The organism is Actinoallomurus iriomotensis, from assembly GCF_030269445.1.
GTDB classification, from domain to species: domain Bacteria; phylum Actinomycetota; class Actinomycetes; order Streptosporangiales; family Streptosporangiaceae; genus Actinoallomurus; species Actinoallomurus iriomotensis.
Genome location: NZ_BSTJ01000009.1, coordinates 192,542 through 207,635 on the forward strand (window position 1 = coordinate 192,542; position 15,094 = coordinate 207,635).

The window sequence follows — 15,094 nt, forward strand, 5'->3', positions numbered from 1 at the left end:
GCCACGGCGGTGCGTCCCACCTCAGTTCGGGGGCACCGCCGTGGCAGCACACCCGGTTGCGGGACCTGAGCTCAGCGGGTTTCTTCGACGTCCGTGGGAAGAAGGGTGCGCAGCTGGTCGCGGGTCGCCTGAGATCCGCCGCGTTCGAGCTGGGCGATACGGCGGGCGTGTGCGGTCTGGGCGGCCTCGAAGAGCTTGCGGATCTCGCGGCCGTTTCCCTGGTCGAACTTTTCGGTCCGGCCGGTCACGTGATCGCGGATCGCGGCGCGCGTACCGTCGGGAACGTCGAAGCCGGAGGACTCCGCGATTCCGACGAAGATTTCGACGAGCTCGTCCGGGCCGTACGGGGCGAAGGCGATGGTCCGGGAGAACCGCGACGCGAGTCCAGGGTTCGCCGCGAGGAAGCCGTTCATCTCGTCGGTGTAGCCGGCGACGATGACGACGACCTCGTCGCGGTGGTCCTCCATGAGCTTGACGAGTGTGTCGATGGCTTCCTGCCCGAAGTCGGCATTCGCCCCGAACTGTCGCGACAGGGTGTAGACCTCGTCGATGAACAGCACCCCACCACGCGCCTCGTCGAACCTGGCCGTGGTCTTCTGCGTGGTCTGGCCGAGGTACTGACCGACCAGATCGGCTCGGGAGGCTTCGATGAAGTGGCCGCGGGCCAGCACGCCGAGAGCGGCCAAGAGCTCTCCGTAGAGCCGCGCGACCGTGGTCTTCCCGGTTCCGGGCGGGCCGGCGAAGATCAGATGGCTGGAGATCGGTGCGGCGTCCAGGCCTTCCTGCCGCCTGCGCCGGGTGGCGGCGATCAGGTCGATGGTGTCACGGACCTGGCTCTTGACCGCCTCCAGGCCGATCATTCCGTTGAGCCGGTCGAGGAGCGCCTGGAGCTGTCCGGCGTCGCGTACCTCGCCCATCCTCGTGCTCAGACCGGTGTCGACGACGCCGTCGAGGTCTTCGGGCAGCAGAAGGGTCAGTTCCTCGGCCGTCGCGGGGCCGTCCTGGCCGGACAGCCGCAGCGCATGCTGTTCGACGACGGCTTCGAAGATGCGCCGGGCCTCGCGGCCGTTGCCGAAGGTCTCGTCTCTCCGGACCCGCTGGAAGTGGGTGAGAAGTGACGCCTGCGCCTGCTCGGTGAACCGGAAACCGTACTGCCCGGCGAGGGTCTCGGTGATGCTCGTCAACTCGGCCGGGCTGTAGTTCTCGAACTCGATGGTGCGGGAGATACGCGACTTCAGCCCGGGATTCGCCGTCAAGAAAGTGCGCATCTCGGCCGAATAACCGGCGACGATGACGACGATCTCGTCGCGGTGGTCCTCCATGAGCTTGACGAGTGTGTCGATGGCCTCCTGCCCGAAGTCGGTGCCCGTGCCGAAGCGGCGGGACAGGGTGTACGCCTCGTCGATGAACAGCACTCCGCCCAGCGCTTTGGTGAAGACGGCCGCGGTCTTTTGCGTGGTCTCACCCAGCACCTGACCGACCAACTCCGTGCGCGACACTTCGGTGAACTGCCCGGTGGGGACCACTCCGAGAGCGGCGAGCAACTTTCCGTACAGCCGGGCGACCGTCGTCTTGCCGGTGCCGGGGGCGCCGGCGAAGACCATGTGGCGGCCGATCGCCGGTCCGTGCGGCAGCCCTGCCTGCCTGCGCTGTTCGGCGATGCGCAGGAGGCCGACCAGCTTGCCGATCTCGCGCTTCACCCCCGCCAGACCCACCATCGCGCTCAGCTCGGCGAGCAGCTCGTCAACGCCCGGTTCCGGCGCCGCGCTCGAGGTCTCCGGGGCGGCGGCACCGGACTTGGCGACGGGTTCCGGCGGAGCCGCCGTCGTGGCGACGTTGGAATCTGCGGTGCCGCCGATATCGACTCCGATGATGTCCTCGGCGCCGTTCGCCTCGGAGCTCACCCGTTCCATGCGTACCTGCGAGCCGGCCGTCGTGACGATGCCCTGGCCGGCGTTGCCCGTGATGGTGCAGTCGCGCAGGACCACTCTGGTGCCCGGATCCACCGCGACGCCGATGTTCTTGTTGTGCGACACCTTGGCTCCGTCGAGCGTGAGCACTCCTTCGTTCGCGGCCGACGCGCCGATCTGGGATTTGGTGATCGTGCCCCCGGTGAACCGAGCCGTGCCCGAGCCGCTCACCGCCAGCCCGCAGACCGCCGCCTGCGTGATGTCGCAGTCCTCGAAGGCGGCGGTGGAGAGCTCGTCCACCACCACACCGTTGCGCCTGCCGTCCTCGATGCGTACGGACCGTGCGGTCAGCGTCGCGTTGGCCGTGACCCACACGCCGTCGGCTCCTGATCCGGTGACGACGCAGTCCTCGACGGTGGCGGAGGCGTTGTCACGTACCACGAAGTTGCTCTGGCCCGACGTACGGAGCCGGGAGTCGCGGACGGTGGCCTTGGCGCGCCCCTGCGCCAGGATGCTCGCGGCCTTGGAGCCCTCGATCTCACAATGCTCGATCAGCGGTGTCGAGCCCTCGGCCACCCAGATGCCGTGCTCGCCCGCCCGCTGGACGCGGCAGTCTCGGACGGTGACCCTGCTTCCGTTGCGGATGGCGATCCCGCACAGGTCAGGGTTGAACACCTCGGTGTGCTCGACCAGACCGGCGGAGTCGGAGTAGACGATGCCACCGCCGTGGACACGGCTGTCCCGGACGAAGAGTTCGGCTCTGTTCCACACGCTGATCGCGCGGCTCGACTTGGTGACGAACTCGCACTGCTCGACGATCAGGGTGCCGCCCGCCGCCTCCAGGGGGACGCCCTCGGCGTTCCCGTTGCGCAACGTCAGGCCCCGCAGGGTGACATGGCCCTCGACCCGCAGCGTGTAGCTCCCGGCGCAGTCCAGCGTGACCGTTCCAGGACCCCCGACCGCGGTGATCACCGCGTTCCCCCAGTATCGGAGGGTGTCCGAACGGTAGACGCCCGGCTCAACGGCGATGTGGCGCAGTTGCTCCCCGGACGGCCCCGAAGCCTTCGCCGCGTCGGCGATCGTCGGGAACGCCCGTGGATTCGTCTGGGATACGACAAAGCCCGGCAACGGACCTCCCCCTATGCGGTCAAAATGGATCCACCACCGATAATCCACCACAGATACGGCTCGCACGGCCATGTTCGCTACACGACGCGGTGTTCGTCGTGAGCAGGCCCGGTGACCGGGGCGGACTCCTCTCCTGTCAGCGCGACGACACCGATGAGAAACTCCTCATGGGCAAGTACGCCGTGGCCTGCTCTACGATCTGATGACCTTCGACGAGCGCGACCAGGTCGACGCCGAGCGCACCGACGCGATCCGAAGGACCGTGTCCGGCCCTACCCGCGCGGCCCGGTACCCGACGCTAAGGAGCCCCCCACCCGTGAAGATCATCGACCGCGTCAAGACGTACATCCAGCAGAAAAAGGGACGCGACCCCCACTCGACCGACTCCCCGCTCGAGGGAGCGACGGCGGAGCCCGAACCGGCCACGGAAGCGGCCGCGGAGCCGACTACGGAGGCGGCTGCGGAGCCGACTACGGAGGCGGCTGCCGAGCCGGCCACGGAACCGGCTGCCGAGCCGACTACGGAGGCGGCTGCGGAGCCGACTACGGAGGCGGCTGCCGAGCCGGCCACGGAAGCGCCCGCGGAGCCGGCCACGGAACCGGCTGCCGAGCCGACTACGGAGGCGGCTGCGGAGCCGACTGCGGAAGCGGCCGCTGAGCCGACTACGGAAGCGGTCACCGAGCCGGCCGCAGAGCCGGCCGCAGAGCCGGCCGCAGAGCCGGCCACGGAGGCGGCCACCGAGCCGGCCACCGAATCCACCACGGCGCCGGCGGCGTGCCCGCGCTGCGGCGCGACCGGCGACGCGCCCTGCACGACCCCGTCCGGCAAGGCCACGAAGACCCACAAGGGACGCGAGTAATGAGCAGTACCGCTCACGTGGGCAGAGGCCGACGGACCTCGGCGATGAGCGGCGGAAAGTCGTTGGGCTGACCGCTGATGCGGTTCGGTTCCACGGCACTGATCAAGGGTCTTCCCCGCGTACCCGTCGGGGAAGGCCCTTGATCGTCTCTGGGCACCCGTTCAACGAGCGGGCCTAACCCATCGCGATGCCGACGACCACGATGACGACGACCGTGATGAGCAGGCCCAGGATGAATCCGAACGCTTGGGGCGTCAGCCGGTTCCACCACCGCTTCGGCGGCTCGAACCGTGCGGCCGGGTCCGTGTTCGACTTCCACCAGTCGACGACCTGCCGGAAATCCACGTCGAAATCGGGGTCGGGGTACTGGGTGCTGTGCTGGAGCGCGGGCAGTGAGCGCCGCCGCCCGTTCGCCAGGGTGATGCGAGCCGAGCGCGACGTCCCGTACTGGGTCTTGGTCTCGCGTACGTCGACCCACCGGATCTCCTGCCAGGAGTAGGTGCGACCACGACCGACGCCCCAGCTGATGGTCACTCCGGCCGCCCCGACCGTGGTCCAGCTCCGGCGCGCCAGGGAGATGCCGAGACCGACGAGTGCGGCCGTCCCGGCCAGCAGGCAGCAGAAGCCCACGGGGCCGAGTCGAATGAAGGCGAAGACTCCTTCGACGACCAACAAGAGACCCACCCCCCCGAAGTGCAGCGAGGACAGGCGGTAGCGGTCTTTCCCCCGGAAGCTCAGCTCGTTCACGGACTGCAAGCTACCTCTCCGGCCCTCGAACGGATGAGCTGGGGCTTTGGGTAGCCGCCGTCTGCGAGTGCCGCCGTACCTTTCGTGGACATCGGTCGTGCGGCGGCTCATACTGCACCCATGTTCTGGTGGGCGCCTGTGCTGGGGCTGTTGGCGATCGTGCTGGTCATGGGGTTCGTCTCAGACCGGCGCAACCGGCGCAGGGGGGCGAGGCTCGCCGACTGGCGCAGCACCTGGGGGGCGATCCGTGAGAGCCGCCGTGACCTGCGCGCCTACAACCGGATGAAGAACGTTCACGGGCCCGGAACCGACTGGATGGACCACCGCCGAAACCGTTGAGGCGCCGCACGGCACTCCCGGCCCATCGTCGATGGATCGGGATAAGGTTTTCCTGCCCAGATGCCCGATCAGAGTCCCGGGGCAGTCGTTAAAACGCTTTACCCAGCCCTGGTCGCGAGCTGAGAGCACCGCATGGCACCGGCAGGCGCTGAGACAGGTCGGATGGTCAGGAAGATCATGAAAAGTTCCCCAGGGCGATCCGGCTCCCGGCGTCGCGTCACCGCGATGGTGCTGGCCGCCGCGTTGGCGCTGCCCGCGGCCGTCACGGCCCCCGGCTCGGCGCAGGCATCACCGAAGCAGGATTACGGGTCGGCCACCGGCCTGGCACGTCGCTTCGCGAATCCCCCGGTCCAGGATCGGCCCTTCTACCGCTACTGGCATCCGGGCGGCCGGATGGACCTCGACACGCTGAAGGCCGACTTCACCGCGATGCGGGAGGGCGGCGCCGGAGGCGTCGAGCTGTCGAACTTCGTCCGGAACAACTCGGTCGCGCCGATCAACGACTACGACCCCGCCACCCAGGGCTTCGGCACGGACGCGTGGCGTGAGCGGTTCTCCGACGCCTACGCGATCGGCAAGAGCGCCGGGCTGCAGGTCGACACCACGTACACCTCGAAATGGTCGGCGAACCTCGCCTCCGTGTCGCCGGACGGGCCGGGCTCGGAGAAGGAGCTCACGCTGGCGACCGCGTGGCTCGCCGCAGGGCAGGAGTACGCCGGACGGGTGCCTCAGCCGACGCTTCCCGACGGCGTCCACAAGGCCGACCTGGTCGCGCTCCGGGCCTACCCCTGCTCGTCGAAGTGCGACGACAAGGTACCGGTGCTCGACCCGTCGGGTTCGGTGAACCTCAAGGACCGGGTGAGCGGCGACGAGCGGCTTCGCTGGAAGGCTCCCGACGGCCGATGGGTGCTCGTCGCCTCCTGGACGCACGGCACCGGTCAGCTCGTCGAGGGCGCGGAGACCCCCGGCACGTCGTACCTCGTCGACCACTTCAGCCGCGCCGGCGTCGACGCGGTCGAGGGCTTCTGGAACGAGCACCTGCTCACCAAGGAGGTACGCCAGCGGCTGAAGGCGAGTGGCGGATCGCTCTTCTTCGACTCCCTGGAGCTGAACCCGGGCGGGGAGCCGCTGCGGAACTGGACCGCGGACTTCCTGAAGGAGTTCCGGAAGCGCCGTGGCTATGACGTCGAGCCGTACATCCCCACGCTCGCCGTCAGCGACCCGCAGTTCGAGCTGCCGGGTTCGCTGGCCGAACGCGTCCGTGAGGACTACCGCCAGACGCTGAACGACCTCTTCCGCGACGACCACCTTCTGCCGTTGCGTACGTGGGCGCACAGCCTCGGCCTGACGCTGCGCGGCCAGCCGTACAGCTCCTGGGGGCCGACGTTCGTCGACCCGATGGAGGCCTCGTCCCTGCTGGACATCCCGGAGGGCGAGGACCGCTCGTTCAACGCCGGGGCCAGTCAGGGCCTCATCGAGACGCAGGGGGCGGACGCGTGGCGGAGCATGGCGACGGCCGCCCAGCTCAGCGGCCGGCCACTGGTCTCCGACGAATGCTGCGCGTCATTCGGACGCGCCTACCGGGTCACCCGGCAGAAGCTGCTCTCCCACGTGAACGAGAACTTCTCGGCCGGCGTCAACAACGTGGTCTGGCACGGCTGGTCGCACGACGCCCCCGGTACCGCGGTGACGTGGCCGGGCTGGGCGGCGTTCGGCAACACCGGCGTCGATGACGCGTACGGTCCGCAGAACCCGACCTGGGCGGACGACCGGCGGATCAACGACTACGTCGCGCGCCTCCAGACGGCGTTGCGTACGGGCCGGCAGCTGACCGACATCGCCATCTACCACCAGAAGGCGGGGCACAGCTCGGAGGGCACGGTCGGTGAGCGTTACTTCACCAGCTCCGCCCTCGAGCAGCTCGGCTTCACCTACGGGTTCGTGAACACCACCCTGCTGGCCGGGCACCAGATGTCCGTGGCGAACCGGACGCTCGCACCGCGGGGGCCGGGTTTCCACGCCTTCGTGGTGGACCGGGAGAGCGCCATGGACCTCGCGTCCGCCCGGCGCATCGTGACCATGGCACGACAGGGGCTGCCGGTCGTCGTGGTGGGCGACGCACCGCAGCGCGCGCTCGGTGACCACCCTGGTGACGACGCCGCGGTCCGTGCCGCCTTCGAGCGGCTGCACCGGTTCGGCACCGTCCGCTGGGTCGCGGCCGAGGACGACGTCCCGCAGGCCCTCGCCGCGCTCGGCGTCCAGCCGCGTGCCGCCTTCGCGTCGCCGTCGTCCCTGGTGGGCGTCCAGCGCAGCGGACAGGACGTGAACGTCTACTACTGGTACAACGCCTCGGACAAGCAGGCGAAGGCGACCGTGTCGGTGGCCGTACGGGGCATCCCGTACCAGCTGGACCCGTGGACCGGTCGTACGGAGCCGGTCGCGTCGTACGCGGTGAAGGGCGACCACACCGTGGTGAACCTGGACGTCGCCCCCGGCGACATCGCCCTGGTGGCGGTGAGCGACAAGCCGCCGGCCGGCACCCGGCCGCCGTCGACCCACGTGGTGAGTACGACCGCCGGCCAGGTCGTCCTCGACGGTGGGACGCCACTGCTGCGGGCCACCGAGAACGGCCGGCAGACCACCGTGCTGTCGGACGGCCGCCAGGTCGTCACCGACGTACGGGACGTGCCCACGGCACAGTCCCCGACCCAGTGGCGGCTGAGCGTGGCGTCGTGGCACCAGGGCTCCGGTCCCCGGCAGACCCAGATCACACAACTGCCCGAGCAGCAGGTGACCGCGGCCTCGGACACCGGCCTGCTACCGGCCTGGAGCACGCTGCCCGGCATGCAGAGCGTCTCCGGCGTGGGCACCTACCGGACCACCTTCGACGTGGATCTCGGTGAGCGCGCCGGGGCCTATCTGGACCTCGGGCAGGTCACCACGACGTACCGGGTGGCGGTCAACGGGCGGTCACTGCCCCCGGCCGACCAGCTCGCCGGCGCCCGGATCGACATCGGCCCGTACCTGCGCTCCGGACGCAACGAGGTGGTGGTCACCGTCGCCTCGATGCTCGGCAACGCCATCGCCGGGAAGACGGTCAACTCCTACGGCCTGGTCGGCCCCGTCAGGCTCATTCCCTACGTGGACGTACCTCTGTCAGCCCGGTGAGCGGGCGCTGACGAGGCCGGACTGGTAGGCGAAGACCACGAGCTGGGCGCGGTCGCGGGCGCCCAGCTTGGTCATCGCCCGGCTGATGTGGGTCTTGGCGGTGGTGGGGCTGAGCACCATCGACGCGGCGATCTCGTCGTTGCTCAGGCCGTGCGCGGCCAGGGCCACCACCTCGCGTTCGCGGTTGGTGAGGGCCTCCAGGCCCGCCGTGCCGAGGGCGTCCGGCGGGCGGGCGACGAACTCGGTGATCAGCTGCCGGGTGACCGCGGGGGACAGGAGCGCGTCGCCGCGCATCACCACCCGCAGCGCCTGGAGCAGGTCGGCCGGCTCGGTGTCCTTCAGCAGGAACCCGCTGGCCCCGGCGCGCAGCGCCCGGAAGACGTACTCGTCCAGCCCGTAGTTGGTGAGGATGACGACGCGGACGGCGGCCAGTTCCTCATCGCCCGCGATCTGCCGGGTCGCCTCGATCCCGTCCAGCACGGGCATCTGGATGTCCAGCAGGACGATGTCCGGCCGGTGCTCCCTCGCCAGCGCCACCGCCTGCCGGCCGTCGGCGGCCTCACCGGCCACCTCGATGCCGTCCTCGGACTCCAGCAGCATCCGGATGCCGTTGCGGATGAGCGCCTGGTCGTCGGCGAGCAGAACCCGGATCACGCGGGCACCCGCGCCGGAAGCTCGGCCCGTACCCGGAAGCCGCCCTGCTCGCACGGCCCGGCGTCGAGCCGGCCGCCGAGAGCGGTGACCCGTTCGCGCATGCCGATCAGCCCGAGCCCCCGGGCGGACGCCGGCTCAGGCTCGACGGCCGGGCCGGCGTCGTCCGCGCCGGCGGCGTCCGGGGCGTTGTTGTCGATCTGCACGGTCAGCGTGTCCCGCCCGTACCGGAGCCGCACCGACGCGCACGCGGCGCCGGCGTGGCGGGAGACGTTGGTGAGCGCCTCCTGGACGATCCGGTAGGCGGCCTGGTCCACATCCGGCGGCAGCCGTCGCTCGGTCCCGGTCACCGTCACCTCCACCGTCAGCCCGGCCGCCTGCGCGCGGGCGACCAGACCGGCGAGCTGGCCGAGGCCGCTTCCGCCGTCGGGGTCGCCGTTGCGCAGCACGCTGAGCGTGGCGCGCAGCTCGCGGGCGGCGTCGGCGCTCGCCTCCGCGATCGCCTGCAGCGCGGGCGGGACGTCCTCGCCGCGCTTGCGGGCCAGGTGGGCGGCCACGCCCGCCTGCACCCGGATCACGGAGATGCTGTGGGTCAGGGAGTCGTGCAGCTCGCGGGCGATGCGCAGGCGTTCTTCCACCGCCCGTCGCCGCGCGACCTCGTCGCGGGTTCGCTCCGCCTCTTCGGCGCGCTGCTCGACCTCGCGCAGGTGCAGGTGCCACATGCGGAACGCCACGGCGGTGACGCCCGCGGAGATGAGCCAGCCGGCGCCGTAGAGCCGGCGCCGGCCACGATCCGTGCGCATGCTCCGAGCCTACGTGCCCGGTCCCCCGCCGCATCCTCCCCGGGAAGGCATTCCGGCCTACTCCCGGCGCAGTACCGCCGCTCCTCTCCCGGGAGCACCGGCACGGTCCGTACGGTCCGCTCTGACCAGGCAGGAAAGACGTCCTGTGCACGACGACGCGCACCCCCGCGCCTCGGCACCATCGCCGACATGAAACAGGCATCACGTTCCAAGACCCGGCTGCCCGGCGAGGTGTTCGCGCCCGGCGCCGAAGGTTACGCCGAAGCCGCGGCCACCGTGTTCGCGGCGGGCACGCCCGACCTGGTGGTCCGCCCGCGCGACGCGGACGGCGTGGCCGCCGCCGTGCGCCACGCCACCACCGCCGGGCTGGCCGTCACCGTACGGTCCGGCGGGCACAGCATGGCCGGGCTCAGCACCCACACCGACGGCATGGTCATCGACCTGCGGAACCTGCGCGGCGTCGAGGTCCTGAACCGGGAACGTCGCCGGGTCCGCATCGGAGCCGGTGCGACCTGGGGCGCGGTGGCCGCCGAGCTGGCGTGGTACGGGCTGGGCCTGACCGCGGGCGACACCCGCGAGGTCGGGGTGGGCGGGCTCACCCTCGGCGGCGGGATGGGCTGGCTGGTGCGCCGCTACGGGCTGGCCATCGACAACCTGGTCGCCGCGGACCTGGTCACCGCGGACGGAGAGCCGATCCACGTTGACGCCGAACAGCACGGGGACCTGTTCTGGGCGCTGCGCGGAGGCGGCGGCAACTTCGGCGTGGTGACGTCCTTCGAGTTCATCGCCCAGCCGGTCACCACGGTGCACTTCGGGACGATCGGCTATGAGGCGACCGACCCGGCGCGGCTCGTCGCCGGCTGGCGGGAACTCGCCGGGGCGAGCGACGAGGACCTGACCACCATCCTCAACCTGCTGCCGTCGCCGCCCGGAGGACCCGCCGGACCGTACACCGCCATGCTGCAGTGCTGCTACGGCGGCTCCGACCCCGACGCCGCCGCGGCGGCGCTGCGCCCGTTCCGCGCGCTCGCCCCGGTGAGCGCGGACACCGTACGCGAGACGCCGTACGCCGACATTCTGGAGGACTGTCCCACCCTGCCGCCCGGGGCCCGGATGGAGATCCGCAACGCCCTCGTGCCGGCCCTGGACGACGCGATGACCGGGGCGATCGCGGACCTGCTCGCCGACGGCGCGGCGATCGCGCTGCGCGGACTGGGCGGCGCGGTCGCCCGCGTCGCGCCGGACGCCACCGCCTACGCCCACCGCGACGCGGAGGCGATGGTCGTGGCCGGCACGATGCTGCCGCCCGGCGCGTCACCGGAACTCGCCGCCGCGACGCTCGCCCGCTGGTCCCCGGTCGCGGCCCGGAGCCGCGGCGCGTACGTCAACTTCCTCGGCACCGCGACCGACGACGACGTCGCGAGCGTCTACCCGTCGGCCACCTACCGGCGGCTGGCCGAGGTCAAGCGCCGGTACGACCCCGCGAACGTGTTCCGCCGTACCCACAACGTCCCTCCCGCCCGCGGTTGACGCCGCCCGGACCTCGGACAGGAAGAGAAACCCTCATGTCGGAAACTCGCACGGCGGCCCCGCCCTCCGCTCCGTACGCAGGCGACGCCGCGAAGGCCGCCGTCCGCCCCCGGCAGGGCCTCGCGCTGCTGGTCATCGCCACCGCCCAGCTGATGGTGGTGCTCGACGCGACCATCACGAACGTCGCACTGCCCCGCATCCAGGACGCACTGCATTTCTCCGGGGCGAACCTGTCATGGGTGGTCAACGCCTACGCGCTGGCGTTCGGCGGGCTGCTACTACTCGGCGGCCGGGCCGGTGACCTGCTGGGCCGCCGCCGGATGTTCGTCGTCGGCCTGCTGGTGTTCTCCGCCGCGTCGCTGGTCGGGGGGTTCGCCACCACCCAGGCCTGGCTGCTGGCGGCCCGCGCGGTGCAGGGCGCCGGCGGTGCGATCGTCGCGCCGGCCGCCCTGTCGCTGATCGTCACCACCTTCCCGGAAGGGCGGCCGCGCGCCCGGGCCATGGGCGTGTACTCCGCGATGAGCGTGGCGGGCGGCGCGATCGGGCTGGTGGCCGGCGGGCTGCTGGTCGACTACGCGTCCTGGCGGTGGGTGCTGTTCGTCAACGTGCCGGTCGGGCTCGCCGCGGCCCTGCTGGCTCCCCTCGTGCTGGCCGGGGCACCGCGGCTGGCCGGCCGTCTCGACATCCCGGGGGCGCTGACCGGGACGGCCGGGGTCGCCGCGCTCGTCTACGGCCTGTCCGCCGCGGCGACCGGCCCGGACGGCGCGTCCCACTGGGGCGACGCCAAGGTGGTCGTCACGCTGACGGCCGGCATGGTGCTGCTCGCCGCGTTCGGCCTCATCGAGGCGCGGAGCCGGCACGCGCTGCTGCCCGGCCGGCTGCTGCGCGACCGCGGCCGGCTCGGGGCGAACCTCGTCATGGCCGGCCTGGGCACCGTGCTGTTCGGCGCGTTCTTCTTCCTCATCCTGTTCGTGCAGGAGATCTGGGGCTACTCCGCCATCCGGGCCGGGGTGGCGTTCCTGCCGCTGACCGTCGCGGTGCTGGCCGGTTCCGCGGTCGCCTCCGCGCTGCTTCCACGGGTCGGCGCCCGCCCGCTGCTGCTGGTCGGCTGCGCCGCCTGCGCGGGCGGCCTGTACTGGCTGTCACTGTTGACCGAGCACGCCGGGTATGTGGGCGGCCTGCTCGCCCCCACCCTGGTCACCGGCGCCGGGCTGGGCCTGCTGTTCGTGCCGCTGCCGCTGGTGGCGCTGGCGGGCGTCGCCGAGTCCGACTCCGGGGTGGCCTCCAGCCTGCTCAACGCCGGCCGGCAGGTCGGCGGCGCGGTCGGGCTCGCCGTACTGAGCACCGTCGCCTGGACGGGCGCCGCCCACGCTCACGGCGCCTACCGGCACGCACTGGTCGTCGGCTTCGACCGGGCCTTCGCCGTCGCCGCCGGGATCTCGGTGGCCACGTTCTTCGTCACGCTCGCCCTGATCCGGGTCCGCCGCACCGGCGCGCAGCCCGCGCGGTGACATGCGTGGCCGGCCGCGGGGGCATCACGGGGTGCTGTCCCCGCGGCACCGGTTCCGGCCGATCGGGAATTCGTCGAACCCCGCGGCCTCGGCCTGCGCACAGGAGCAGAAGAAATGATCTTCGAATGGCGACACTACGTATTTCGAATTGCTCGGGGGCGTGTAGCTGTTGGCGCCGGCGAAGGTCGAAGCCACCACCGGCAGGCGGCCGCAGCGGATGACGTACAGGGGATACCGCGCCAGCCCGAAGGCCAACGGCGTCACCAGGGCGACCAGATAGACGACCACGGCGGCGACGACGGCGCGAGGGAACGGCGGTAGCACCCAGAGCAGCGCCATGATGGGGAGCGCGACCAGAAACCACAGCACGACGAAGGGCACATAGAAGACCGCGAAGGTCAGCGGAGGCCGCGGGCGCGCCACGAGTAACACCGTCAGGTACCCGAGCGCGGGAAGCGCGAAGACTAACAGCCCCAGCCAGCCCACGGCCTGTGCGAACCTCACCATGGCCCGAACGTACGCGCGCCGACGTTCCAGGCCAAGAGGAGCAGACCCGTCCTCGTTCGGCTTCACTGGGGGATGCCTTGTGGGCATGATTGGCCATATGACCGCAAGTCCCGGGCGTCCGCAGCTGTTACGTGAGCTGAACGATCGCGCTGCGCTGGAGCTGCTGGCCTCGTCGGGAGCGCTGACCCGGTCGCAGGTGAGCGAGATGACGGGGCTGTCGAAGGTGACGGCCAACCATGTCCTGGCCCGGCTGGAGGAGCGGGGCCTGGTCGTCAGGGTCGGCGCGCAGGAGGGAGGGCCCGGGCCCAACGCGGCCCTGTACGGGCTCAACCCCGCGTCCGGCCAGGTGATCGCGATCGAGGTCTACCCCGACACGACGGCCGCCGTTCTCGCCGACATCACGGGGCGGGTGCTGGCGGAGACGACGGTCCCGACCGATGCCACGGCGGAACCGGCCGACGCGGTGCACGCGATCGTGGCGCACCTCGTACGGGCCGCGCAGACCGACATGGCGCGGGTCCAGGCGTGCGTGATCGCCCTTCCCGCCGTCATCGAACCTGCTACGAGCCGTATCCGCTTCTGCTACGAGATGCCCGCGTGGGACGGAGACGCGATCGAGGAGATCCGCCGGAACGTGCCGCTGCCCGTCACGATCGACAACGACGTCAACCTCGCCGCGATGGCCGAGCGCGCGCTGGGGGTCGCCAAGGACGCACGCGACTTCGTCCTGGTCTGGATCGGACGGGGGCCTGGATCGGCCTTCATGGTGGGCGATCAGCTGCTACGAGGGACCGCGGGCGCGGCGGGCGAACTCGGCGCGATGCCCGTTCCCGGCTCGGACCTGGGCAGCGGAGGCTTTGATCGCGGTCGTTATGAGGTGGCTGCCGCCTTCCAGGCCCTGGTCGGCGCACCGGCGGTGCAAGAACTCGCCGAACGCCACCAGATCGCGGCCGAGACCGCCGCGAAGAGCGTGGCGGCCGCCGTGCGGAGTGCGGCGGTGGAATTCCTCGACGAGCTGGCCCGGCGGATCGCTCTGGGGGTCGCCTCCATCTGCACCGTTCTCGACCCGGAACTCGTCGTGCTGGGCAGCCACGTCGGTTTCGCCGGAGGCGACGAACTCGCCGGCCGCGTCCAGCGTGCCGTCGCCGGCATGTGCCTGGCACGGCCCCGCGTGACGGCGAGCACGATCCCGGACCGACCGGTGGTACGCGGCGCTCTGCTGGTCGCCGTCGACCAGGCACGCGAGCGCGTGTTCTTCGGCGAGCCGTGAGTGTTACGCGACAGTCGCCACGTTAGCCAGAACGCCACCCCTTCAGCGGTTCCACCCCGTAAGGCCGGACGCCGGGGGCCATCATCCATCACCGGTCGGCCGTCGGCATCGTTGAAGCCGGGCAGGGGCGCCCCGGATGACGGCTCGGGAGAGCCGACGCAGCGCCAGGCCGAACCGCTCACGGTCACGGTGTTGGAACGGTGTGTTCTCCCAGGCGTCCAGGAGGCCGCGGAGCGGTCTCATCTCGTCTGGTTCATGGCATGTCTCCCACAGGCCCAGCAGGAGGTGGCCGCCGTCCGCCTCGTCGAGCGTTCCGGTCTCGATCTGCCGGGCGATTTCTCGGGCGGTGATCCAGCCTGCCTGGTGGACGCCCATGGCGTCGAGCGCGAGTTCGCTCAAGAGCCGTTGGACGAGCGGTCGGCCTTCCCGCACGACGAGCCGGGTCGGTGATTCGCAGGCGAGGGCGATGACGGCCGGAGTTTCGATCCCGGCGACGAGAAGGCCGCAGGCGATCCAGACGGGCTCGCCGGGAAACAGCTTGGCCAAGAAGACGTCCGAGAGGTCCTGGTCGAGAGTGACGGCGGCATGGAGACGATCCAGACGTTCCTGCAGGTCGGCAGGTAGGTCCATAGAGGCGACCTCCTTCTGGCCGGTTGCAGCCGAGCCGGCTG

At 71.1% G+C, this 15,094-nt stretch carries 12 protein-coding genes; 6 read left to right on the forward strand and 6 right to left on the reverse strand.

Translation table 11 applies throughout. From position 1 onward, the window contains the following. Positions 1-71: 71 nt before the first annotated feature. Positions 72-3,038: a right-handed parallel beta-helix repeat-containing protein gene (locus QSK37_RS33280; protein ID WP_285629235.1), complete on the reverse strand. Its 2,967-nt coding sequence runs from the start codon at positions 3,036-3,038 to the stop codon at positions 72-74. Positions 3,039-3,354: 316 nt separating this feature from the next. Between QSK37_RS33280 and QSK37_RS33285 the strand changes: the two genes are divergently transcribed. After that, positions 3,355-3,897 (forward strand): hypothetical protein, encoded by a 543-nt coding sequence (locus tag QSK37_RS33285; RefSeq protein WP_285629237.1) that lies wholly within the window; start codon positions 3,355-3,357, stop codon positions 3,895-3,897. Between the two features lie 174 nt (positions 3,898-4,071). On the opposite strand, the gene QSK37_RS33290 is transcribed toward QSK37_RS33285, so the two are convergent. Next, the gene (locus tag QSK37_RS33290; RefSeq protein ID WP_285629239.1) at positions 4,072-4,644 is read right to left on the reverse strand and encodes a PH domain-containing protein; all 573 of its coding nucleotides are present in this window, start codon (positions 4,642-4,644) and stop codon (positions 4,072-4,074) included. Between the two features lie 120 nt (positions 4,645-4,764). On the opposite strand from QSK37_RS33290, the gene QSK37_RS33295 reads away from it, so the two are divergent. Together QSK37_RS33295 and QSK37_RS33300 are read left to right on the forward strand one after the other, a co-directional pair. Continuing rightward, positions 4,765-4,983, forward strand: a complete 219-nt coding sequence (locus tag QSK37_RS33295; protein WP_285629241.1) for a hypothetical protein — start codon at positions 4,765-4,767, stop codon at positions 4,981-4,983. A 177-nt stretch (positions 4,984-5,160) separates the two neighbouring features. Beyond that, a complete protein-coding gene (locus tag QSK37_RS33300; RefSeq protein ID WP_285629245.1) occupies positions 5,161-8,151 on the forward strand; it encodes a glycosyl hydrolase in 2,991 nt (996 codons plus the stop codon). On the opposite strand, the gene QSK37_RS33305 is transcribed toward QSK37_RS33300, so the two are convergent. Then, a complete protein-coding gene (locus tag QSK37_RS33305; protein ID WP_285577690.1) occupies positions 8,140-8,805 on the reverse strand; it encodes a response regulator in 666 nt (221 codons plus the stop codon). The two genes, QSK37_RS33300 and QSK37_RS33305, sit on opposite strands and share 12 nt — an antisense overlap. Then, complete coding sequence (locus QSK37_RS33310; RefSeq protein WP_285629247.1) at positions 8,802-9,605, reverse strand: sensor histidine kinase; 804 nt, start codon at positions 9,603-9,605, stop codon at positions 8,802-8,804. The genes QSK37_RS33305 and QSK37_RS33310 overlap by 4 nt, the downstream gene beginning before the upstream one ends. 189 nt (positions 9,606-9,794) lie before the next feature. Here QSK37_RS33310 and QSK37_RS33315 point away from each other — a divergent pair, with 189 nt between their 5' ends. Together QSK37_RS33315 and QSK37_RS33320 are read left to right on the forward strand one after the other, a co-directional pair. Further along, a complete protein-coding gene (locus tag QSK37_RS33315) occupies positions 9,795-11,135 on the forward strand; it encodes an FAD-binding oxidoreductase (RefSeq protein WP_285629249.1) in 1,341 nt (446 codons plus the stop codon). Between the two features lie 35 nt (positions 11,136-11,170). Continuing rightward, positions 11,171-12,646, forward strand: a complete 1,476-nt coding sequence (locus QSK37_RS33320; RefSeq protein ID WP_285629251.1) for an MFS transporter — start codon at positions 11,171-11,173, stop codon at positions 12,644-12,646. 24 nt (positions 12,647-12,670) lie between these two features. On the opposite strand, the gene QSK37_RS33325 is transcribed toward QSK37_RS33320, so the two are convergent. After that, positions 12,671-13,153 carry a hypothetical protein gene (locus QSK37_RS33325; protein ID WP_285629252.1) on the reverse strand — a complete coding sequence of 161 codons (483 nt, stop codon included), beginning with the start codon at positions 13,151-13,153 and terminating at the stop codon, positions 12,671-12,673. 97 nt (positions 13,154-13,250) lie between these two features. Here QSK37_RS33325 and QSK37_RS33330 point away from each other — a divergent pair, with 97 nt between their 5' ends. Beyond that, the gene (locus tag QSK37_RS33330; protein WP_285629255.1) at positions 13,251-14,423 is read left to right on the forward strand and encodes an ROK family transcriptional regulator; all 1,173 of its coding nucleotides are present in this window, start codon (positions 13,251-13,253) and stop codon (positions 14,421-14,423) included. Positions 14,424-14,504: 81 nt separating this feature from the next. Here the strand turns inward: QSK37_RS33330 and QSK37_RS33335 are convergent, their stop codons facing one another. After that, on the reverse strand, positions 14,505-15,053 hold the full coding sequence (locus QSK37_RS33335) for a hypothetical protein (RefSeq protein WP_285629257.1): 549 nt from the start codon (positions 15,051-15,053) through the stop codon (positions 14,505-14,507). Between the last annotated feature and the right edge of the window lie 41 nt (positions 15,054-15,094).